The 22,764-nt window shown below is 60.4% G+C and carries 19 protein-coding genes and 1 pseudogene; 13 read left to right on the forward strand and 7 right to left on the reverse strand.

All coding sequences use genetic code 11. The features are described 5' to 3' along the window. Window positions 1-28: 28 nt before the first annotated feature. Together fucP and ACLH0H_RS25800 are read left to right on the forward strand one after the other, a co-directional pair. Window positions 29-1,360, forward strand: a complete 1,332-nt coding sequence (gene fucP / locus ACLH0H_RS25795) for an L-fucose:H+ symporter permease (protein ID WP_411380207.1) — start codon at window positions 29-31, stop codon at window positions 1,358-1,360. Beyond that, window positions 1,357-2,403 (forward strand): aldose 1-epimerase family protein, encoded by a 1,047-nt coding sequence (locus ACLH0H_RS25800; protein ID WP_411380208.1) that lies wholly within the window; start codon window positions 1,357-1,359, stop codon window positions 2,401-2,403. Before fucP ends, ACLH0H_RS25800 begins: the two co-directional genes overlap by 4 nt. Here the strand turns inward: ACLH0H_RS25800 and deoR are convergent. Next, window positions 2,400-3,158, reverse strand: coding sequence for a DNA-binding transcriptional repressor DeoR (gene deoR, locus ACLH0H_RS25805; protein ID WP_411380209.1), 759 nt, complete (start codon window positions 3,156-3,158; stop codon window positions 2,400-2,402). The genes ACLH0H_RS25800 and deoR overlap by 4 nt on opposite strands. 127 nt (window positions 3,159-3,285) lie before the next feature. Here deoR and deoC point away from each other — a divergent pair, with 127 nt between their 5' ends. From deoC to ACLH0H_RS25830, 5 genes are all read left to right on the forward strand, one after another. Then, on the forward strand, window positions 3,286-3,969 hold the full coding sequence (deoC, locus tag ACLH0H_RS25810) for a deoxyribose-phosphate aldolase (protein ID WP_411380210.1): 684 nt from the start codon (window positions 3,286-3,288) through the stop codon (window positions 3,967-3,969). 288 nt (window positions 3,970-4,257) lie between these two features. After that, entirely contained in the window at window positions 4,258-4,440 is a 183-nt protein-coding gene (locus ACLH0H_RS25815) for a hypothetical protein (RefSeq protein ID WP_411380211.1), read from the forward strand. A 339-nt stretch (window positions 4,441-4,779) separates the two neighbouring features. After that, window positions 4,780-5,982, forward strand: coding sequence for a M48 family metalloprotease (locus tag ACLH0H_RS25820; protein ID WP_411380212.1), 1,203 nt, complete (start codon window positions 4,780-4,782; stop codon window positions 5,980-5,982). Next, window positions 5,970-11,426 carry a WGR domain-containing protein gene (locus tag ACLH0H_RS25825; RefSeq protein ID WP_411380213.1) on the forward strand — a complete coding sequence of 1,819 codons (5,457 nt, stop codon included), beginning with the start codon at window positions 5,970-5,972 and terminating at the stop codon, window positions 11,424-11,426. The genes ACLH0H_RS25820 and ACLH0H_RS25825 overlap by 13 nt, the downstream gene beginning before the upstream one ends. A 131-nt stretch (window positions 11,427-11,557) precedes the next feature. Continuing rightward, complete coding sequence (locus ACLH0H_RS25830; protein ID WP_186689386.1) at window positions 11,558-11,785, forward strand: hypothetical protein; 228 nt, start codon at window positions 11,558-11,560, stop codon at window positions 11,783-11,785. Window positions 11,786-11,806: 21 nt separating this feature from the next. Here the strand turns inward: ACLH0H_RS25830 and ACLH0H_RS25835 are convergent, their stop codons facing one another. Then, complete coding sequence (locus tag ACLH0H_RS25835) at window positions 11,807-12,037, reverse strand: hypothetical protein (RefSeq protein ID WP_411380214.1); 231 nt, start codon at window positions 12,035-12,037, stop codon at window positions 11,807-11,809. A gap of 197 nt (window positions 12,038-12,234) precedes the next feature. On the opposite strand from ACLH0H_RS25835, the gene ACLH0H_RS25840 reads away from it, so the two are divergent. Together ACLH0H_RS25840 and ACLH0H_RS25845 are read left to right on the forward strand one after the other, a co-directional pair. Continuing rightward, the gene (locus tag ACLH0H_RS25840) at window positions 12,235-12,495 is read left to right on the forward strand and encodes a metallothionein (RefSeq protein WP_411380215.1); all 261 of its coding nucleotides are present in this window, start codon (window positions 12,235-12,237) and stop codon (window positions 12,493-12,495) included. Window positions 12,496-12,857: 362 nt separating this feature from the next. Beyond that, entirely contained in the window at window positions 12,858-13,727 is an 870-nt protein-coding gene (locus ACLH0H_RS25845; protein ID WP_411380216.1) for an oxaloacetate decarboxylase, read from the forward strand. 56 nt (window positions 13,728-13,783) lie between these two features. Here the strand turns inward: ACLH0H_RS25845 and ACLH0H_RS25850 are convergent, their stop codons facing one another. From ACLH0H_RS25850 to ACLH0H_RS25860, 3 genes and pseudogenes are all read right to left on the reverse strand, one after another. Continuing rightward, window positions 13,784-14,368 (reverse strand): methyl-accepting chemotaxis protein, encoded by a 585-nt coding sequence (locus ACLH0H_RS25850; RefSeq protein WP_370737450.1) that lies wholly within the window; start codon window positions 14,366-14,368, stop codon window positions 13,784-13,786. Window positions 14,369-14,371: 3 nt separating this feature from the next. Then, window positions 14,372-15,139 (reverse strand): annotated as a pseudogene (locus ACLH0H_RS25855) (PAS domain-containing protein); the annotation flags it as partial. A gap of 117 nt (window positions 15,140-15,256) precedes the next feature. After that, window positions 15,257-15,742, reverse strand: coding sequence for a winged helix-turn-helix transcriptional regulator (locus ACLH0H_RS25860; RefSeq protein ID WP_411380217.1), 486 nt, complete (start codon window positions 15,740-15,742; stop codon window positions 15,257-15,259). A gap of 106 nt (window positions 15,743-15,848) precedes the next feature. Between ACLH0H_RS25860 and fabF the strand changes: the two genes are divergently transcribed. The 3 genes from fabF to ACLH0H_RS25875 all read left to right on the forward strand — a co-directional run bounded on the left by fabF (window position 15,849) and on the right by ACLH0H_RS25875 (window position 19,613). Continuing rightward, window positions 15,849-17,117, forward strand: a complete 1,269-nt coding sequence (gene fabF, locus ACLH0H_RS25865) for a beta-ketoacyl-ACP synthase II (protein WP_411380218.1) — start codon at window positions 15,849-15,851, stop codon at window positions 17,115-17,117. A 65-nt stretch (window positions 17,118-17,182) separates the two neighbouring features. Continuing rightward, window positions 17,183-17,563, forward strand: coding sequence for a RidA family protein (locus ACLH0H_RS25870; RefSeq protein WP_065873118.1), 381 nt, complete (start codon window positions 17,183-17,185; stop codon window positions 17,561-17,563). 70 nt (window positions 17,564-17,633) lie between these two features. Further along, complete coding sequence (locus ACLH0H_RS25875; protein WP_411380219.1) at window positions 17,634-19,613, forward strand: peptidase U32 family protein; 1,980 nt, start codon at window positions 17,634-17,636, stop codon at window positions 19,611-19,613. On the opposite strand, the gene ACLH0H_RS25880 is transcribed toward ACLH0H_RS25875, so the two are convergent. Then, entirely contained in the window at window positions 19,591-20,496 is a 906-nt protein-coding gene (locus ACLH0H_RS25880) for a DMT family transporter (RefSeq protein ID WP_411380220.1), read from the reverse strand. The genes ACLH0H_RS25875 and ACLH0H_RS25880 overlap by 23 nt on opposite strands. Before the next feature lie 109 nt (window positions 20,497-20,605). Between ACLH0H_RS25880 and ACLH0H_RS25885 the strand changes: the two genes are divergently transcribed. Beyond that, window positions 20,606-21,046, forward strand: a complete 441-nt coding sequence (locus ACLH0H_RS25885) for an Lrp/AsnC family transcriptional regulator (protein WP_186689410.1) — start codon at window positions 20,606-20,608, stop codon at window positions 21,044-21,046. 241 nt (window positions 21,047-21,287) lie between these two features. Here the strand turns inward: ACLH0H_RS25885 and xylB are convergent, their stop codons facing one another. Further along, window positions 21,288-22,748, reverse strand: coding sequence for a xylulokinase (gene xylB / locus ACLH0H_RS25890; protein ID WP_411380221.1), 1,461 nt, complete (start codon window positions 22,746-22,748; stop codon window positions 21,288-21,290). Window positions 22,749-22,764: the final 16 nt, after the last annotated feature.

Below are 22,764 nucleotides of genomic sequence, written 5' to 3' on the forward strand. Positions count from 1 at the left end.
CACCTTCAAACCAGCCCGGAGAACAATAATGAACAAACCTGCGCTGCAACAGACACCCGATGGTTTCTACCTGAACCGCACGCCCTGGTTCGCCTTTATCCTGCTGTGCAGCATTTTTGCACTATGGGCCGCGGCGGCCAGCATGAACGATGTGCTGATCGCGCACTTCAAGAAAGCGTTTTTGCTCAGTGATTTCCAGACCGCCTTTGTGCAGTCGGCGTTCTACCTGGGCTATTTTTTCGTGGCGATTCCGGCCGCGATGGTGGTGCGTCGCTTCAGCTACAAAAGCACGATCCTGATCGGGTTGATGCTGTATATGTTCGGCTGCCTGTTGTTCTTTCCGGCGGCCTCCACGGCCAAGTACGGCATGTTCCTGCTGGCGCTGTTTGTGATCGCCGCCGGCCTGTCGTTCCTGGAAACCGCGTGCAACACCTACTCGACCCTGATGGGACCACGGGAAACCGGGACCCGGCGCTTGAACATCTCGCAGACCTTCCACCCCTTCGGTGCAATGACCGGGGTGTACGTGGGCAGCTTTGTGATGTTCAAGGACACCGACGCCACCACTGAACAACTGACGCAGATGAGCGCCTCCGAGGCGGCAGTGCAGCAGTTGCAAATGATCCAGTCCACGTTGTTGCCCTACAAGTGGATGATTGCCGTGCTGGTGTTGGTATTTATCCTGATCGCCATTACCCGGTTTCCCGCCTGCAAGGGTAATCAGCCCGCAGGCAGCAAGCCTGGCAGCCTGCGTCAGAGCCTGGGCCGACTGTGGCGCAACCCACGCTTTACCTTTGGGGTGTTGGCGCAGTTTCTCTACGTGGGCGCGCAGGTCGGTGTATGGAGTTTCACCATTCGCCTGGCCATGCAAATGGGCGGTATGAATGAGCGCAGCGCTTCCTGGTTTCTGCTGACCACCTTTGCCGCCTACTTTGTCGGCAAGTTGATCGCCAACCTGTTGATGCGGCGCCTGCATCCGGCCAAGGTATTGGCGATCTACGGTGTGCTGTGCATTGTGCTTCTGGCGTACACGATTCTGGTGCCGAACATTTCGGCGGTGTATGCAGCAGTCGGCGTGAGCATTTTCCTCGGTCCGTGCTGGCCGACCATCTACGGCCTGACCATTGATGGCCTGGGTGAAGACACCGGCGTCGGCGGTTCCTTGCTGGTGATGAGCATTGTCGGCGGCGGGGTGATCCCGATCTTCCAGGGCCTGCTGTCCGACGCCAGCGGCGGCAATATGCAACTGGCCTACAGCGTGCCGTTGCTGTGCTTCATCGTGATTGTGATGTATGCGCTCAAGTGCATGCGCCAACCCGGCTCCCTGGCGGTGGGCGCGCCTGAGGCGGTGGCTTCATGAATACACGTATCCCGCTATACCCTGCGCTGTTTGGCGAGCAGGAAAAAACCCTGCTGCAATCGCCGGCATTCAAGGTCAGCGCCTGGATTTACCCGTCCGGCGTGCTGGCCCTGAGCCTTGAAAACAGCCGTGGAAGGTTGGTGGTTTTGCCTTATCTGGGGCAGATGATCTGGTCAGCCGTGTTCGACGGTTGCGACCTGACCATGAGCAACCTGTTCGAGCAACCCAGGCCCAGCCCGACGATCATTGATACCTATGGCTGCTTCATGTTTCACAGCGGCTTGCTGCGCAACGGTTGCCCGGCGGCGGATGACACCCACGCCTTGCACGGCGAAATGCCCTGTGCGCCAATGGACACGGCCTGGCTGGAAGTCGGCGAGGGCGTTTTGCGCCTGGGTGGTTCTTATCAATATGCCAAGGGGTTCGGCGATCGCTACCGGGCGAGCCCCAGCGTGACACTGCGCGCCGATTCGGCCTTGTTCGATATCGAAATGGACGTGACGAACCTGGCCGGCAAGCCAATGGACTTGATGTACATGGCCCACATGAACTACGCCTTCGTGACCGGTGCGCGGTTTGTCGAGCCGCAGGGCCTGCAGCGCATGCGCCTGCGGACCAGCGTGCCGGACCACGTCAAGCCAACCCCGGCCTGGAGCGCCTATATGGCGCAACTGGCCGAGCACCCGGCTCAATTGGCCTGCCTTGAGCAGCCGGCACTGTACGACCCGGAGATAGTGTTTTTCTTCGATGGCGTAGGTACGGATGCCGCGGGTCAGGCGCATTTTCTGCTGGATCATCCCGACGGAGCTGCGTTCTATACCCGTTACCGTCCCGAGCAGTTCGAGCATGCCGTGCGCTGGATCCTGTACACGCCGGATCAGCAAGTGGCGGCGTTCGTGCTGCCGGCCACTTGCGAGCCCGAGGGTTATAACGCCGAGAAAACCAAAGGTCACGTGCGCGAACTGCCGGCTGGAGCCAGCGCTTCGTTCAGTGTCACCACCGGATACTTGAATGCGCAGGAACGGCAGAAGTTGTTGGGTTAAACCAGCAATTGCGCACCGTTGGCCTGGATGACGTCTTTATAGTTACGCGGGATTTTCTTGTCGCTGACCACGTACTGAAAGTCTTGCAGAGCGGCGAAGTGAGCGGTGCGCACGGTGTCGAACTTGCTGAAATCGGCGAGCAATACGCGTTGCCGGGCTTGGCGCATGACCTTTTGCTTGACCTCGACTTCATTGAAGTTAAAGCACGTCACGCCAAATTCCTGGCTGACGCCCGCAGCAGTCACGAAGGCCCACGTCAGACGCACGCTGTCGAGAATGCTGCTTTCGGCGCTGCTTTCGAAGACCTGGTTCTTGCGGTGAAAGGTGCCGCCACACAACACGATGTGGCAATTGGGCTTGTTCTGCAGCTTGAGCAACACGTTCAACGAGCTGCACACCGCGGTGAACTCCAGCGCATCGGGAATGAAATCCACAACAAAAGGTGAGGTGGTGCCACAGTCGAAAAATACCGTGTCACCTGGCTGGATCAACGGGGCGGCGAGTTTACCGATACGGCGCTTTTCCTCGACGTGACGCGTGTCCTGCTCGGCTACCCGGTAATCGCCGACTTCGTTGCCAACCCGGGTGATGTAGCCACCGAGCAGCCTCAGGTGCTTGCTGAAGTGGTTGAGATCGCGGCGCAGGGTCATCTCGGAAACGTCCAGCAGGGCGGCCATTTCCTTCAAGTGAATGGCGTTCTGGTCCTGCAAGGCTTGTTGGATAAGCTTCAGTCGCTCGGCTTTTCTACTGTCCACGAGTATTCCAGGGCTTGATTGTTGATGTTAAATAAGTAACATTAAATGTGAATATTGCAACTATTAAAGTGAGCGTCGTGACACGCGCCGCACACTCATTGGCAACATACAGGCAAGGACCCCTTAAATGAACAGTCTTCCACCCGCAGCATTAGCCAAATACATCGATCACACTTTGCTCGCCGCCGATGCCTCCCGTGGGCAGATCCGGACCTTGTGCGAAGAAGCCCGGGAACACGGCTTTTATTCGGTGTGCGTGAATTCAGGGCAAGTGCCTTACGCCGCATCGTGCCTGAGTGACAAATCCGTGGTGATTTGTGCAGTGGTGGGCTTCCCGCTGGGCGCTGGCCTGAGTGATACCAAGGCGTTCGAAGCCCAACAGGCGATTGCCGCCGGGGCAGGGGAGATCGATATGGTGCTTAATATCGGCTGGTTGAAGGACGGGCTGCTGGACGCCGTGCGCGAAGACATTGCCCTGGTTCACAAAACCTGCGGCGCCGTGCCGTTGAAGGTCATCCTGGAAACCTGCCTGCTTGATGACGAGCAGAAGGTCCAGGCCTGTGAAATCTGCCGCGAGCTGGGCGTGGCCTTCGTCAAGACCTCAACGGGTTTCAGCCGCGGCGGCGCTACGGTCGAAGATGTGGCGCTGATGCGCCAGACCGTAGGCGCCGGGGTTGGAGTAAAGGCGTCCGGGGGCGTGCGCGACTATCCGACGGCGTTGAAAATGATTGAGGCCGGAGCGACACGCCTGGGCAGCAGCTCGGGGATTGCGATTGTGGGGGGCGCGCTGACGGCGGCAGGTGGTTATTGAGGCGAGCACATATAACTCAACTAAATAGTCATTTAGTATAGTTATTCATAAATTGCATAACATTGGGGTAGGGTAGCTCATCTAATGAGCTAGGGGCAGTCCATCTCTGATCGCTATCTTTCAAGTTTGCACGGTATCGTTCAAGAATGAGCTAGGGATAGCTCACCAGGTGAGCCAAGGTTAGCTTACGCATGGCTGCTATCTTTCAATTTGAAGCAGTGTCGGCCAGCCTTGCAGGATTTCTCGCATGCGAGAATTTTTCACGAATGGCTACCCCGGGAGAATTTTATGACAGAGCCGATTTACGATTACGACCCAGCGGACTCGCTGGTTGATGCCGAAGCGATGGCTTTCTTTTTGGCTGACGCTTACGACACCGGTGACGCTGCGTTTATTGCCGAAGCGATAGCCGTTGTTGCACGCGCTAAAATTCGTATTGATGCAGCGGCAGAAACACAGCGGCCATCGTAATGTTCGTAGCGGTGTTTTCTCGCACGCGAGAAATTCGGCCTGGCCAGCCTGATCACTTGGTGAAAAGCAGCCTCAAGAGCCCCCGAGTCCCGTATAGGACGGTTCGCATAATGTATATTATGTTAAATAGAGGATTATGCTGAATATGCTCATGCGCAGCCCAAAGCCCTGATTCGGCAATCCCACTTCCGATGTCCACTTTCTTTCACAAGTATTTTCCCCTGCCCATAGGTATGCTCCGCGTTTGTTACCAATCATTGATACCGGGATGCCAACCCAGGTCTCTGCTGCACAACCGCAGTATATGGAGCCGTATCCTCTCAAGGACGTTTGAACACAATGAGTACCACCGCGCTGGACATCAGCAGCCTGACGCCACTGCCTTACCACCAGCGTGTGGTCGATTACCTCAAAGCCCGTGAACCTGTCGTGTGGGAATGGGCCTCGTCCTTGGGCGTTCAACAGGAGCATGCTCAGGATGTGCGCGCGCAATTGCTGCGTGACACTTATCGCCTGAGCCCCGAGACCCATCCCCAGGCCTATCAAGCCTGTGAAACAGCGCTGCAGTGCTTGCAGATCAACGCCCCAGCAACCCTTTATCAGGCTGGCGACGGTGCGATGAATGCGAGCCTGTATTACCTGGCCGGTGAAGTGCATGTGGTGTTTTACGGACCGATTCTTGAGCGCCTGGATGCTCAGGAGTTGCTGGCCTTGCTCGGGCATGAGTTGGCCCATTACCGCTTATGGTCGGAGCACAATGGCGACTTTCTCACCGCCGAGCGGATTCTTAATCATGCCATGGCCGATGTGAATACGCCGGCCAGCCTGGAACAGACCGCACGTCTCTATAGCCTGCACACTGAAATCTATGCTGACCGCGGTGCCGCCCTGGTTGCCAATGGTCCAGAAGCGTCGATTACGTCTCTGGTCAAGATTCACACCGGGATTATCAGCGTTGATGCCGCCAGCTACTTGAAGCAGGCCCGTGAGCTGGACGGCAAGGATGCACCGTTATCCCAGGGCATTTCCCATCCGGAGACGTTTCTACGCTCCCAAGCGGTAGACAGCTGGTGGCAGCAACTCCCGGATACGGACAACTGGCTGGATCGCCGCTTGCGTGGGCCGTTGTCGCTCAATCGTCTGGACGTGACCAATCAGGTCGAGTTGACCGCCCTCACCCGCAGTTTTATTGCGCATTTCATCGGCACGACCGTGTTGCAATCGGAGGTTGTGCTCAACCAGGTGCGCGGTTTCTTTCCGGACTGGAAAGACAACGAAACGCCACTTGACCTGGCGACGCTGAATGCCGAGCGTATCGACACAAGCATCCATGAATACCTGCACTTCATCATGCTTGACCTGAGCCTGGTGGACCGCGACCTGCGGGATGAAGCCCTGCTGCACGCCGCGCGCACCGCCAAGAAACTCGGCAGCGCCGATGACTTTATCAACGTGCTCAAGCGCGATATCAAACTACCAAAACGTGAGCTCGACCCGATCGTTCGTGCGCTCAAAGCGGAGGTCGACACATGGACCCAGTAATCCAACCCGTCACATTCACTGAGTTACTCAATAGCCACGATGGCGCTGCAGTACCCATCGACGATGTGTTGTTCCTGGCGCTACCGCTGCTACGCCAAGTGGCGCAACTGCATGAACTGGGGCGTGTCGCCCAGCTCAGTTATTTCGATGTGATACAGGGGCCGGAGCGCACGCTGCAATTGCGCAATCCCGAGGGTATACCTGCGCGACTGGCGATGGACGCGATCAAGCAGGTGCAGCCCAATGCGGAATCGGCGCTCAACGTCGTCGGCAAAGTCCGCCTGACTCGGGATTCGGAAAGCGGCGTGGCCATTACTGACCTGCAAGTCCAGGAAGATCTGCATCAAACCATCGACCACCCGGTCTTCCTCCCTGACCTGCACAGTTGGGAGCATCGCCTCGGGCACCACGATGAGATCACCGACATATTCCAGCTCGGCCAATTATTGGCGTGCCTGGCGTGCGGGCTGGATTTCGCCGATATCAATGACCTCAAGACATTTGCCCGGCATCGTCGCAATCTGTTCCAGCTCAATGGCCGACTCAACCCGGTGCTGGCCAACCTTATCGTCGAGATGACTGAGCTCAACCGCCATGAGCGCGCCACTGATGTGGGCTCGCTGGCACGCCGCCTGGAGTCCTGGCGCGAACAGCCGGCCAGCCTGGATGTCGAGCGTGTGTTGGCCCAGGCCGAAGGCCCGGCTTCGCGGCGCACTGTGGTGCTGGAACATCTGCGCAACCGGTTGTTTGACCTTTCGCGTCGCAATCGCCTGCTGTATTTCCGGCCGACCCAGGCCAACGTCAACTTGACCGTGGCCAGCGTTCCGTTGGTGATGCGCATTGAAAGTATCCGGCCCGAAGCGCTGTGCACCTGGCAGCCCAACTTTGGCGGATTCTCCGAACAAGTGCTCAGCGGTAAACCTGTCGGCCTGCAGCAATGGCTACGGTTCGAAGACCAGGCCTGGCTGCAGGCGTCCCTGGAGCGCATCATCCAGGAAACCCGCCGCGACCGCGCCGAATTCGGCTTCAGTAACCTTCGCCTGGTGGTGGCGTTCATGCGCTGGCACAACCTCAAGGACACGCCGGAAGAACGCATCGTCACCCCGCTGCTGTGGTTGCCGGTGGAATTGAGTCGCAAAAAAGGCGTACGTGACCAGTTCGTGTTGCAGTGCGACGAAACCGAGGCCGAATTCAACCCGGTACTGCGTCATCAATTGCGTCAGCTCTACGACATCCAGTTGCCGGAAACCGTCGACCTGCAAAAGACTTCGCTGGAAGACATCCACGCTGATATTGCGCGCCAGATCAAACTGACCGAACCCGGCGTCGAGTTACGCCTGCAAAGCAAGCCGCAAATCGAACTGATCCACCAAAAAGCCGTGCAGCATCTGCACCACTTCAAGCGCCGTCGTGCCCGCCAGCGCATGTCGACGCCTTTGACGAAGCCGGATTTCAGCTACGATCGCGAAGACTTCCGTCCCCTGGGCCTGCAGTTGTTCCAGCAGAAAGTGCTGCCAAGCGAGTTGCCGCTACGCCTGGCCGTAGGCGCCAAACCCGTTCCGCGCAACCAGCACCCGCAGATGGTTGCCAGCAGCGCCGAAAACAGCACCTTTGCCCTGCCCGAGAACCAGGGGCATCGCTACGCCTGGGACATAGACCTGACCCAGGTGACCCTGGCCAACTTCAATTATCGCAAGATGTCGCTGGTGCGTGACTATGCACAGTTGATCGACGAACCGGCGCAGAACGAAGCGTTTGACCGGATGTTCTCCATCGAGCCTCGGGACGTCGAGGTCCGGGCCCCCGACCCGATCCCGTTGCCCGAACAGTGGAACGTGGTGGCGGGCGACGCCACGCAGAATGCGGCCGTCAGCCTGGCCCGTACCGGGCGTAACTTCATCATTCAGGGACCCCCAGGCACCGGCAAATCCCAGACCATCACTAACCTGATCGCGGACTACGCCGGTCGCGGCCTGCGAGTGCTGTTTGTCTGTGAAAAACGTGCGGCACTGGACGTGGTGTTCCATCGCCTGCAGCAAAGTGAACTGGGTGATTTGTGCTGCCTGATCCACGACTCCCAGACCGACAAGAAGGCCTTCGTGGGCAACCTGCGCGAGTGCTATGAGCGCTGGATCGCCGGCGATGCGCAGTCGTCGCAGTTGCAAGCCAGGCGCGACACCTTGCTGGCTGGCCTGAGCCAGCAGCTGGGCTTGATAGAGCGTTTTGAACAGGCAATGCGTGGAATGCCGGAGTCCTTGGCATGCTCGGTACGCGAGCTGGTACGTCACTTGATCGAACTACCGCCCGTTGCTGCCACGCTGCCTCCCGAAGCCTTGGAACGTTTGCCCGAATGGCGTCACTGGCAGGCACAAAGCGAGCTGACCGGTCGCGTCTATCAGGCGATCAAAGAACGTTTCGGCCTCGACAGCTTCGCACGTCACCCTTTCAGCCGCTTGGCCTCGAGCCTGATTACCCACGAACATGCGTACGGCCAACTCAAGGCGTTCCTGGATGAAGCCGGTGGGCTGATCGACAGCGTCGAGCAATGCCTGGAGTCATCGTCGAGCCTGTTGTCCGCGGACACTCGCCTGGCGGACGCGTGCGTGCTGACCCAGGCCGCCGAACAATTGACCAGCGCCAACCTCGCAGCGCACCTCGACCTGCTGGAACCGGGCTCATCAGGCGCCCAAGCGCTGCACGCCGAGCAGGCGGCGTTGCAAGCACTGGCCGTACAGCAACACAACGCCCGTGAATCCAACCACCACTGGCGTGAAAAACTCGCGCCCCAGGACACCCAGGCTGCCATCGATCTGGTACAGCGGCTGGAAGGCTCGCTGCTGCGTTGGCTGCAACCCGCCTGGTGGCGGCTGCGTGGTGAATTGCTCCGGCGCTACGACTTCAGTCAGCACGCGATTCGACCAACTTTGCGCAGCGTGCTGGACAACCTGGCCGACGAGCATCGCGCTACTGCCCAAGTGCACGCCGAGCAGCAACGCTTGCAAGGCCGTTATGGCATCCCGGATATCGACCTGTTCGTGCACAACCTGCAAGCCTTGCTCCAGCAACTGAGCGCATCACCGCTGTTGCGCCAATGGGTTGAGGGCCTGCGAGGTAATCCGGACGCCCTGCCCGGTGTACGCCAGGAAGCCGGCCTGCGCCAGCCGGTAGCGCGCCTGGCCGAACTGGTCGCTCGACATTGTGTGTTTGACCCGGCGCTGAGCCTGGGCGAGTTGGCCGAGTACCTGCGCGACCTGCGTGAAGAACTCGACGAGCTGCCCGACACCCTGCCCCTGCTCAATGAGCTGCACCAAGCCGAGCCTGTCTGCCTGGCGGTCGCGCAACAGTACGCCTTGGCGCAACGCGCACTGGACGGTTTGATTGCCCAGGAAAACCTGACCCGCCTGTATCGCGCCAATCCGCAGCTGGCGCGCTTCGACGGCCCGGCCTTGAGTCTGGCTGCGCGCCAGGTCAGCCAGGCTGAATGCAACCTGCTCAAAAGCAACGCCCACGTGCTGAGCGCCACGTTGCACCAGCGTTTTCTGGAGCATGTGAAGCAATCGGCGATGTCGGTGGCTCAACTCGATGCCCAGGCCCGTGAGTTCAAGAAAGCCTACGCCAAAGGTCGCCGTGAACTGGAACATGAGCTGGGCAAGACCATGCGCTATCGCTCCATTCGCGAAATGGCGAGTGGTGACAGTGGCCGCGTGATCAACGACCTCAAGCCCATCTGGTTGATGAGCCCGCTGTCGGTGTCCGACACCCTGCCTTTGACGCCGGACCTGTTTGACGTGGTGATTTTCGACGAAGCCAGTCAGATCCCCAGCGAAGAAGCCGTGCCCGCACTGAGCCGTGCGCAGCAGGTGATCGTGGTCGGTGATGAGATGCAATTGCCACCGACCAACTTCTTCTCCAGTGCCGGCGACCAGGACGATAACGAACTGATTGCCATGGAGGATGGCGAACAGATCGCAATCAACCTTGATGCCGACAGCCTGCTGAGCCAAGCCGCGCGAAACTTGCCGGCAACCCTCCTGGCCTGGCACTACCGCAGTCGCCACGAAGCCTTGATCAGTTTTTCCAACGCGGCGTTCTACGAAGGGCGGCTGATCACTATTCCCGACCGTCGTATCGAGCGCCCTGCCCCGGCCCAGACCGCACTTGACTCCACGGACGCCCAGGCAGCCATCCGCGGCGCCGACACGCTGCTGGACAGCCCGATCAGCTTCTTGAAGATGAGCGACGGTGTCTATCTCAGTCGCAGCAACCTGGCCGAAGCGCGGTATATCGCTAACCTGGTACGGGAGCTGCTACAACGGGAGACTGGACTGAGCCTGGGTATCGTCGCCTTTTCCGAGGCCCAGCAAGGCGCCATCGAGCAGGCCCTGGAAGACTTGGCCAGCGGCGACTCGGCCTTTGCCACACGGCTTGAGCGCGAATACGTGCTTGAAGATGCCGGGCAGTTCAATGGCTTGTTCGTCAAGAACCTGGAGAACGTCCAGGGAGATGAGCGTGATGTGATCATCCTGAGCATTTGCTACGCGCCAGGACCGAACGGCAAAATGCTGATGAACTTCGGCCCGATCAACCAGCGCGGTGGGGAAAAACGCCTGAATGTGATCTTCAGTCGCGCGCGAAAGCGCATGGCGATTGTCTCCAGCATTGAGGCAGAGGCTATCACCAATACCCACAACGACGGTGCCGCCGCACTGCGTGCGTTCCTGCAGTTCGCCCAGGCCAGTGCCAGCGGGGATGCGCCACGTTCCCAGGGTATCCTCGCCAACCTCAATCCAGGTGCCAAGCAGTCCTTTGCCGTCAGCCTGCCCAAGGACCACCTGCGCGGTGCGCTCGCTGCTGCGTTGCGCAAACGTGGGCATTCGGTTGAGGAATATGTCGGACGTTCGCAGTTCCGCTGCGACCTCGCGATCAGTGACGCCAGTGGTGAACACTTCAGCGTCGGCGTACTGCTGGATGGTGATATGGCGGCCGCCGCTGATGTACGTGAGCGCTACATCTTCCGTCCGACGGTACTGCGCAGCTTCGGTTGGAATATCATCGACGTGCTCAGTAATGACTGGCTGCGCGACCAGGAAGAGGTGCTCAATCGCATCGAAGCGTTGCTAAGGGGCGAGGACGCCGCTGCACTTCCAGAACCGGAACAGCCAGAGGAAGCCATCGAGATCCAAGCCCAGCCGCCAGTCCCCCCTGAAGCGACACCCTTGATGCGCGAGTTCACCTTTGGTGAAGGCAATTCCAACAAGTTCTGGCGTATCGGCATCACCGAGGCTGAGGTGGTGGTGAATTTCGGTCGTATCGGCACCAAGGGCCAGACCCTGATCAAGTCCCTCGACAGTCCCGAACGCGCCTTGCGTGAAGCGCAAAAGCTGATCGCAGAGAAACTGCGCAAAGGGTATCAAGAGCAGGCGGGTTCAATCGCCCCGCAGTGAGCTGGGTCGGTCCAGCATGGATGAGACAAGCGCGTTCAATTTGAACGCGCTGCAGCCAATTTTTCTGAATCCTCCTGCGCTACGCCGCTCAAACAGATACCCCGTCGGTCACTTGCCTTGAGGAAACATCCATGTTTGAAAAGCCGCACTACCTCGTCAGCTTCATCCTCGATAACCAACCACAAAGCCGAACGCTCGAGCACGATGCGCATGACCTTGATCCGCAGTTGGCGCAGACTCTGCTCAAGCAGCGCTTCCCTGAACTCAAGGATGCGCCGTTGAGCGACGTTCAGGTGCAAAAGCGCACCAAACCCGTGGACGAAGGCCATGACGTTCCCGGCCACTACAAGCAGCCATAAATGGGTCGAGCGCTGGCCGTCTCAGTCGATCGGGCCAATATTGATCGTACGGTCAGCGCCCAGCCCTTCGACCTTGGCGAGGACGTCGCTGGGCGTGCCTGCGGAAAAATGCACCACGTAGCCCATGCCGCTTCCATCTTCCTCGACCGAGGTGACCCACAACTCGACCTCGTCGGCGGCCAAGCCGATGGCGTTGCCGATCTGGCGATTGCGCTGGCCGGATTCGTTGTCGTCCAATGGGTAGTTATTCATCGGTAAACCTCCTCATTCCTGGATTGACGCTGTTACCTCCATGGACGCCCTGGGCCGTGGACGGTTCGTTTTTTCTGCCGGTCGGTGGCCAACTGCACCGCTCATCACCCGAACCGTATTTTTTTACAACCTTGCGGATTTTTCAGGGTTCAAAAACAGGTGTGTCGACCCTTACATCACTGATTTGCGGAGGATTCATGAACCACGCCACCACGAATTTGCCTTGCGCGTGCCCTGACTGCAGTTGCCATGTCGCCGAGGACACGCGCTATCAGCGCGACGGCAAAGCCTATTGCAGCCAGGCATGTGCCGACCTGCACCCGGCCGGGCAACCGTGCCCTTCGGATAACTGTCATTGCGAACGCGGTGTTGCGCTGGAGGAACGCAGCATCAGCGATTCGAAACTCGATGAGGCCGTGGAAGAAACCTTCCCGGCGAGCGATCCGATTTCGCCTTGACCTGGCATTACGCATAAATAATGTGGGGGCTGGCTTGCGATAGCCATAAGTATCTACACAACTTTCAGAGGCTGGCGAGTTCCCCCTGTGGCGAGCGGGCTTGCCCCGCGTTGGGCTGCGTAGCAGCCCTAAATCAGACTCTGCGGAATGTCTGGTACTCCGCATTCGTTTCCATTGGGGCTGCTGCGCAGCCCAGCGCGGGGCAAGCCCGCTCACTACGGTTATGCGTAGGCTGAAGATTTATAGGTCAGCGTTTGCTGGTGCTGAAACGTCATCATCCTGCGTTCGTCTGCATGGTAATCTCGCACCACCATGAATAGACATTGATCGTCATGTGACGATGACCAGAACCAGGAAAGAACATGCCAAAGATTTCTCACTCAGCCCTGCGCCGCCAATTCCGTGAATTGCTCGCCACCCCAATTTGCGTAGAAACCGCCTCCGTCTTCGACCCGATGTCTGCGCGTATCGCCGCCGACCTGGGTTTCGAGGTCGGTATCCTCGGTGGTTCCGTGGCCTCGTTGCAGGTCCTGGCGGCGCCGGATTTTGCGCTGATCACCCTGAGTGAGTTCGTTGAACAGGCCACCCGAATCGGGCGCGTGGCCCAGTTGCCGTTCATTGCCGATGCCGACCATGGCTACGGTAACGCGCTGAACGTGATGCGTACCGTGGAAGAACTTGAGCGCGCCGGCGTGGCCGCGTTGACCATTGAAGACACGCTGCTGCCTGCGCAGTTCGGGCGTAAGTCCACCGACCTTATCTCTATCGAAGAAGGCATCGGCAAGGTCCGCGCCGCGCTTGAAGCGCGGGTTGATCCGCAACTGTCGATCATCGCCCGCACCAACGCCGGTGTGTTGCCGACCGAAGCGGTCATCGAGCGCACCCTGGCTTACCAGAAAGCTGGCGCCGACGGGATCTGCATGGTCGGCGTGGCTGATTTCGAGCATCTGGAAAAAATCGCCGAGAAGCTGACGGTACCGCTGATGCTGGTGACCTACGGCAATCCAAAACTGCATGACGCGCAACGCCTGGCCAGCCTCGGCGTGCGCGTGGTGGTAGCGGGCCACGCAGCCTATTTTGCCGCGATCAAGGCGACCTACGACAGCCTGCGCGCCCAGCGCCAGCTGACGCACAGCACCTCGAACTTGAGCGCCACCGAGCTGACGCACACGTACACCTTGCCGGAAAGCTACGTGGCGTGGGCTGAAGAGTTCATGGACGTAAAAGAGTAATTTCCCGCCGAAACGAGGGGGCCTGCCCCCCTCCTCCACAAACGGCGTGATCAGCTTCAGCCCACCCAGCCGACCGCCGTTTTGGGAATGACTTCGGACTCGTCAAGCTTGGAGGCAAACATGCTCACGGCCTCCACCGCATCGCTGGTGCTGGTGCGAATCTGCAGGATCACCGAACCCGCTTGATCGGCCAGGCTCACGCCGCGTTGCGCGCCTTCCTGAGTGGCGTTCATGCTGGTTACCGCGTCGCGCGTTTCCGAAAGGATCATGCCGATCATCTCGGCAATTTCCGCCGTGGAGCGGCTGGTGCGCCCGGCCAGTTGCCGTACTTCATCGGCCACCACCGCGAAGCCGCGCCCTTGATCGCCCGCGCGCGCCGCCTCGATGGCTGCGTTGAGCGCCAACAGGTTGGTCTGGTCGGCGATGCCACGAATGGTATTGACGATGGCGGTGATCTGCTCGGAACGATCGCCCAGTTGCCCCACCAAGCGTGCCGATGCACCGATGTTGTCGGCGATGCGGCGCATCTCGCTCGCGGTTTCCTGGATGACTTGGGTGCCGTGTTCGGCGAAACGCTCGGTTTCCGAGGAGATATGGTAGGCCCGTGAGGCGCCGCGTGAGTCTTCCTCGAACTTCTCCACGCGCTCGGTGATGTCGCTGGCGAATTTGACGATCTTGATCAGCTTGCCTTCGCCGTCGAAGACCGGGTTGTAGCTGGCTTCCAGCCAGACCACCCGGCCATGCTTGCCGATTCGCTTGAATTGCCCGGTGAAGAATTCACCGTTGTTCAAGCGCCGCCAGAAATCCGTGTACTCATGACTGTTGACCAGGGTCGGTTCGCAAAACAGACGATGGTGCTTGCCTTTGATCTCCGCCAGCGTATAGCCCATTACATTCAGGAAATTCTCATTGGCGTCCAGCACCTGGCCGCTCAGGTCGAACTCGATGGCAGCCATCGCGCGGTCCAACGCCGTGAGTTTGCTGCGGGTCGCGGCCTCCTGTTCCACCTTGGCGGTAACGTCCAGGGCGTACTTGACCACTTTGAGCACTTGGCCACGCTCATCCAGCACCGGGTTGTAACTGGCCTCCAGCCAGAGGGTCCTGCCGCTGGCGTCCACGCGTTTGAAGGTGCCGGAGACGAATTTGCCGGCCTTCAAATCACTCCAGAACTGACTGTAAGCCGGGCTGCCAGTCAGCGCCGGCGGGCAAAAGTCACGGTGGGATTTGCCGGCCAGTTGAGCGGTGCTGTAGCCCAGGGTCTTGAGAAAATTGTCATTGGCGCGCAGGACCTTGCCGTTAAGGTCGAATTCGACCACGGCCATGGAGCGTTCCAGTGCAGCGATCAATCCTTTGAAATCGGTGACTTCGGCCGTCCTGGCCGCCAGTTCTTTTTTTAATGGTGTATTGAACATGACGTACCCTCAGCCGTGCAAAGAACCTTTCTCTAATCGGGCTATCGGCGGCGGAATACGGGACTTTACGCGGTTCGCGGAGATTATTTTCTGGCGTCAGATATCCGTGCAGTCAGGCTATTTTGCGTCGAGCGCGGCCAGTCGCTCGCGCATGCCGGAACTGGCCCCAGGGCCCGCCTGCAAGGCACATTGCGCGAGAGGCACTATGCGCCCGTCCGCGCTGACCAGCATCGGCTGCACGAACTTGCCCGTCTCGCGCTCCACCAACTCGACACTGGCGCCCTCCGCGGCGTAATGCCGATTGCCCCAGGCCAGCAGCGACATCAGCACCATGCGAAAATCCTCTCCCTTGGCCGTCGGAACATATTCATAGCGTGGCGGCCGTTCGCTATAGGCCTGGCGCTCCAGCATGCCGGCCTCCACCAGGGCGTTGAGGCGACGTGTGAGCATATTGGGCGCGATGCCCAGGCTGCGCGAAAACTCATCGAAGCGACGCAACCCCTGCAACGCATCGCGCATGATCAGGATGCTCCACCACTCCCCCACCCGGTCCAGGCTTCGGGCGATGGGGCATTCGTCGCGGGTAAGGGATTTACGCTGCATGGCGGTTCCTGTAGGCGGTGCAATTGTGAGTGACGCCATGTTACTTTCATGATGATAGTGACGTCCATAGGGTCTATTCCTTAACACAACCGGAGTCGATTGAATCATGAGCAAACGCATCGTAGTGACAGGCATGGGCGCATTGACACCACTGGGCGCCAACGTGGAGTCAACCTGGCAACGTCTGTTGGCCGGGCAGTCGGGGATTCGTCGCCTGCCGCAAGACTTGATCGGAGACCTGGCCGTGAGCATTGGCGGGCAGGTGCAAAGCGTGCTGCAGGACACCGAGGCCGGATTCGATCCGGATCGACTGCTGGCGGCCAAGGAGCAGCGCAAAATGGACCGCTTTATTCTGTTTGCCCTGGCGGCAGCGGATGAAGCGTTGAAACAGGCAGGCTGGGCGCCCGACACGGCCCAAGCGCAGGAGCGCACCGCAACCATCATTGCGTCTGGCGTCGGCGGTTTCCCGGCCATTGCCGATGCCGTGCGCACCACCGACAGCAAAGGCCCACGGCGTCTGTCGCCATTTACGATTCCCTCGTTCCTGAGCAACATGGCCGCCGGGCACGTATCCATCAACTACGGCTTGAAAGGCCCGCTGGGTGCACCGGTGACCGCGTGCGCAGCGGGTGTGCAAGCCATCGGCGATGCGGCGCGCATGATCCGCGCCGGTGAAGTCGATGTCGCGGTGTGCGGCGGAGCCGAAGCGGCGATTCATCGCGTCAGCCTGGCGGGTTTTGCGGCGGCGCGGGCATTATCAAGCGACTTCAATGACACGCCCGAGCTGGCTTCGCGGCCGTTCGACCAGGCGCGTGACGGCTTTGTCATGGGTGAAGGCGCCGGTATCCTCGTGATCGAGGCGCTGGAACATGCCTTGGCGCGCGGCGCGCAGCCGATTGCGGAGTTGGTGGGTTACGGCACAAGTGCCGATGCCTATCACATGACCGCGGGCCCGGAAGATGGCGATGGCGCGCGGCGCGCAATGAGCCAGGCATTGCGCCAGGCGGGGATCGAAGCGTCCCAGGTGCAGTACCTGAACGCCCACGCCACCTCGACACCCGTGGGCGACAAAGGTGAATTGGCCGCAATCAGGCGGGTATTCGGTGCCAACGGCAGCCCCGCCATCAGCTCGACCAAATCCGCCACGGGCCACTTGCTGGGCGCGGCGGGTGGCATCGAGGCGATCTTCACCGTGCTTGCCCTGCGTGATCAGATCGCTCCGGTCACGCTCAACCTGCACAACTCCGACCCCCTGGCCGACGGCCTGGATATGGTGCGCGGTGCAGCACGGTCCATGCCGATTGAATACGCGTTGTCCAACGGCTTCGGTTTCGGCGGCGTGAATGCCAGCGTGTTGTTCCGCCGCTGGGCGTAGTTTGCCCCTGCTGTCGTTTTCGGGGACCATGGCGCCTTTCCGTTCATTGCCAACGCGAGGCGCACATGGCCAACCACGACCTGCACTACACGCCGGACCCCGATGCCGACTCGATTTCCTCCGATGTGATCGGCTTCAACGGCATTCTGGTGTCCACCCAGATCCCGACCCGCGCCGACGGCAGCCTGGAACTGGGCGACATCACCCTGCAAAGCGAATGCACCCTGCAAGCGCTGAAAGTCGCCCTGGAAAAGGCCGGCAGCTCAATGGATCGGGTGATGCACCTGACCATTTATCTGACGGACATGGCTGATCGCGCCGCCTTCAACGAGGTCTACAAACGCTTTTTCGCCAAGCCCTGGCCCGTGCGCGCGGCGGTTGGCGTGGCGGCGCTGGCGGTGGAAGGCATGCGCGTGGAAGTGACCGCGATGGCCGCCAAGGCCTGAGTTGATGCCGGTCAGGCATTTCACAGCTACAATGCGCGCCTCAACCGTGACAAGCCTGACTAAAAAAACTATGTCCTTGCCCAAGCATCACCTGGAATTGCTCAGCCCTGCCCGCGATGTCGCCATTGCGCGCGAGGCTATCTTGCATGGCGCCGACGCCATCTACATCGGCGGCCCGAGCTTCGGCGCGCGCCATAATGCCTGCAACGAAGTGAGCGAAATCGCGTCCCTGGTGGAATTCGCCCGTCGCTATCACGCGCGCGTCTTCACCACGATCAATACCATCTTGCATGACAACGAACTGGAACCCGCGCGCAAGCTGATCCATCAGCTCTACGACGCCGGCGTCGACGCGCTGATCGTGCAGGACCTGGGCGTGATGGAGCTGGATATTCCGCCCATCGAGCTGCACGCCAGCACCCAGACCGACATTCGCACCCTGGGCCGCGCCAGGTTTCTCGACCAGGCAGGCTTCTCGCAGCTGGTATTGGCCCGTGAGCTGAACCTGCAAGAGATCCGCGCCATCGCCGATGAGACCGATGCCGCCATCGAGTTCTTCATCCACGGCGCCCTGTGCGTGGCGTTCTCGGGCCAGTGCAACATCTCCCACGCGCAAAATGGCCGCAGCGCCAACCGTGGCGACTGCTCCCAGGCCTGCCGCCTGCCGTACACCTTGAAAGATGACCAGGGGCGCGTCGTGGCCTTTGAGAAGCACCTGCTGTCTATGAAAGACAACAACCAGAGCGCCAACCTGCGCGCCCTGGTCGAAGCCGGCGTGCGTTCGTTCAAGATCGAGGGTCGCTACAAAGACATGGGCTACGTGAAGAACATCACCGCCTACTACCGCCAGCGTCTCGACGAGATCCTCGAGGACCGCCCGGATCTGGGCCGCGCCTCCAGCGGCCGCACCGCGCACTTCTTCCTGCCCGATCCGGAAAAAACCTTCCACCGTGGCAGCACCGACTATTTCGTCAGCGACCGCAAAATCGACATCGGCGCCTTTGACACCCCGACCTTCACCGGCCTGCCGGTGGGTGTGGTGGAAAAAGTCGGCAAGCGTAACCTGCAAGTGATCACCCATGAGCCGCTTTCGAACGGCGACGGCCTGAATGTGCTGGTCAAGCGTGAAGTGGTGGGGTTTCGCGCCAACATTGCCGAGCCCAAAGGTGAGTTCGACGAAGACGGCGAAAAGCGCTACCGCTACCGCGTCGAGCCGAACGAAATGCCGGCCGGCCTGCAGCAGTTGCGCCCGAACCATCCGCTGAACCGCAACCTGGACCACAACTGGCAGCAGGCCTTGCAGAAGACTTCCGCCGAACGTCGTATCGGCCTGGCCTGGGTGGCGCGCTTGCGCGAAGATCGGCTTGAAGTCACGGCCACCAGCGAAGACGGCGTCAGCGCCAGCGCCACCCTGCCCGGCCCGTTTGGCGTGGCCAACAAGCCGGAACAGGCGCTGGATACCCTGCGCGACCTGCTCGGCCAACTGGGCACCACCGAATACCACGCAACAGACATCGCGCTGGATGCGCCGCAGGCGTTCTTCATTCCCAATTCGCAGCTCAAGGCATTGCGCCGCGAAGTGATCGAAGCGCTGACCGCCGCCCGTGTGGCCGCCCACCCGCGCGGTGGCCGCAAAGCCGAAACCTCACCACCGCCGGTGTACCCGGAAGCGCATTTGTCGTTCCTGGCCAACGTCTACAACCAGAAGGCCCGCGACTTCTATCACCGTCACGGCGTAAAGCTGATCGACGCCGCGTTCGAAGCCCACGAAGAAACCGGCGAAGTGCCGGTGATGATTACCAAGCACTGCCTGCGTTTCTCGTTCAACCTGTGCCCTAAACAGGCCAAGGGTGTCACGGGCGTGAAAACCAAGGTCGCGCCGATGCAGTTGATCCATGGCGATGAAGTGCTGACCCTGAAGTTCGACTGCAAGCCATGCGAAATGCACGTGGTGGGCAAGATCAAGGGGCATATCCTTGGGTTGCCGCAGCCGGGCAGTGCCGTGGAGCATTTCAACCCGCAAAATATCATCTTTCAGGGCACACACTAACCCTGTGGGAGCGGGGCCATTTCCAGCCCCGCTGCAACCCCGCCGCCGCCAGCAGGATTGCCGCCACGCCCAGCCATTGCAGCCAGCCCAGGCGATGCCCGAACGCGATCCAATCCACCAGAATCGCTGCAATCGGATAGATAAACGACAGTGCGCCGGTGATTGCCGTCGGCAGTTTCTGAATCGCCCCGTACAACAGCACGTACATCAATCCTGTATGCACCACGCCAAGGGTCGCCAAGGACGCCCAGGCATCGGCGGACGCCGGCAGGCTGTCCCAGGGCACCAGCGGCGCCAGTAGCAACGCACCGGTGGTCACCTGGATCAACGCCATCAAATGCGGCGGCACCGCCTTCAAGCGCTTGATGATCAACGCCGCCACGGCGTACAAAAACGCTGCGCCCAACGCCAGCGCGATACCCGCCAGATAATTCCCGCCCCCCGTCTGCTGTTCGCCATGGGCGCTGACGATCGCCAGCATGCCGAGAAACGCCACGCTCAGCCACGCGAGTTTCTGCAGGGTGATTTTTTCGTTGAGAAACACGGCCGCCAGCATCACCAACATGAACGGCTGCACGTTGTACACCGCTGTGCTGATAGCGATCGACGCATGGGAATAGGATTCGAACAGCAGTAGCCAATTGCCGACAATCGCCACGCCACTGAGCATGGCCAGGCCGAGCCTGGCCCAACTGAGCAGTCCCAGGCGCAGATAACCCAGCCAGGCGCATACCAGCAGCAACGTCAGGGCGCCGATGACGCATCGCCAGAACACCACCTCGATCACCGACACGCCGGACACCAGCACAAACCAGCCGATAGTGCCCGAAATCAGCATGGCGGCGACCATTTCCCACGAACCGCGACGGATAGATGTATCCATGATTGAGGCTCCTCAAGTGAGGCTCAAGTATGGCAATCTGCTGGGCAGCGGCTCCAGCGACAAAAAAAGGCAAAATCCTGAAATTACCTTTACTTATTAGGTTGAAACCATGATCGATACTATCGACCAGCAACTGATCGCCGCCTTGATGGACGACTCGCGCTTGTCGCTCAAGGCTCTGGCGGGTATCACCGGGCTGTCCTCACCCAGCGTCGGCGAACGCCTGCGGCGTCTTGAGGAGCGCGGCGTGCTCACCCACTACACCGTCGACATCGACCCCAGGCATTTCGGCTACCTGCTGCAAGCCATCGTGCGTATACGGCCCCTGCCCGGCAAACTGCAGGAGGTTGAACGCCAGATTCAGGCGATCCCCGAGTTCACCGAATGCGACAAAGTCACCGGCGAGGACTGCTTCATCGCGCGCCTGCATGTGCGCACCATGGATCACCTCGACAGCCTGCTGGACCGCATCAACGCGTACGCCGAAACCAACACCGCCATCGTCAAGAAAACCCCGGTGAAGCGACGTTTGCCGCCGTTGGCGGAGTGAGTGATTTCGTTGTGGCGAGCGGGCTTCCTGTGGCGAGCGGGCTTGCCCCGCGTTGAGGCGCGAAGCGGCCCCAGCCAGATCACCGCGTTTATCCAGATACACCACGGGAGCAGGTTTTGGGGCTGCTTCGCAGCCTAACGCGGGGCAAGCCCGCTCGCCACAACAAAGCCCGCTTGCCACAAGAAGCTCGCTCGTCACGACAACACCACTCGCCACAACAAGCAGTGCTTCGTTGCCATGATCAATCGTGCAGCGCCTTGGCTGCCGTGAGTAAGCCTTGGAACTTTCGGTAGCGCGCTTGCAGCACCGCTTGCTGTCTGGCATCGGGCAAATACCGCGTCTTCACAGGCAAGCCCGACCGCAACAACGCATCCCCCTGCCCGATCGCCAGGAACCCCAGCTTCGCCGCGCCAATGCACGCGCTCAACTCACTGCCTTGCAGCGTAAAGATCTCCCGCTGCAGGATATTGGCCAGTAACTGCGCCCAGTATTCACTGCGAGCTCCGCCGCCCACCAGGGCGCACGCTGCTATGTCGGCACCGGCAGATTGCACGGCTCGCAAAGCGTCGAGCAGGCCAAAACCCACGCCTTCCATCACCGCATAGCCAAGCGTCGCCGGAGTGCAGTCGTGGCCCAGGCCCATGAAACCACCACGCAACAGCGGGTCGTTATGCGGCGTACGCTCGCCGGCCAGATACGGCAGGAATAAAGGCGTGGTCAACGGCACCGCTTGCTCGATCGGCAACTGCGCTTGCACCTGGTCCAGCAACGCCTGCTCGTCCGGCTGGCCGGTCAGCCGCGTGACCCAGCGCAGGCAACTGGCGCCGGCCAGCATGGCGCCCATGGTGTACCAACGGTTGGGCAACGCGTGGCAAAAGCTGTGCACGGCACTAGCGGGATTGCCGGCGGCATGGTCGGTGATCGCGACGATGGCCGCGCTGGTGCCCAAGGTGATGAAACCGTCACCGGCATTGATCGCGCCGATGCCCACAGCCGCCACTGGGTTGTCGCCACCGCCACCGGCAATTACCACCTCAGGTGACAAGCCCAGCCCCTCCGCGCTTAATAAACCACTCGCCGCCCCGCCTTCCACCAGCCTGGGCATCTGTGCGGCTGTCAGGCCAGTGGCGTGCAGCATCGGCGTGAACCATTCACGGTGCGCCACATCCAGCCACAACGTACCCGCGGCATCGGACATGTCGCTGATGCGCTCGCCCGTCAGGCGCAGGCGCAGATAATCCTTGGGTGACAGCACACACTCAATCGCCTTGAACACCTCGGGCTCATGGGCCTGCAGCCACAGCAGTTTCGGCGCCGTCAGCCCCGCCATGGGCAAGCTGCCGGTCACCTCGGAATATTCGGCGCCCAGTTGCTCGGCCTCGGCGACAGCGCGCGAGTCGTCCCACAGGATCGCCGGGTACAACACGCGGTTGTCGGCGTCCAAGAGCACCGCACCGTGCATCTGCCCGGACAACCCGATACAGGCCACCCGGACAAACGCAGCATGCCCGCGCAATTGCGCCAGCGCCTGCAGACAGGCCTGCCACCAGTCTTGCGGCGCCTGCTCCGACCAGCCACTGTGGCGCCGCGACACACTCAAGCGCACGCCGGCGTGAGCCAGCACCGTGCCGTCAAGGTCCATGAGGATGGCCTTGAGTTCCGAGGTGCCGAGGTCGATGCCGAGGGAAACAGGAGTGTTCATACGCACTTTTCCAAAA

The sequence above is a fragment of the Pseudomonas sp. MPB26 genome (genome assembly GCF_046605355.1).
GTDB lineage: Bacteria > Pseudomonadota > Gammaproteobacteria > Pseudomonadales > Pseudomonadaceae > Aquipseudomonas > Aquipseudomonas cedrina.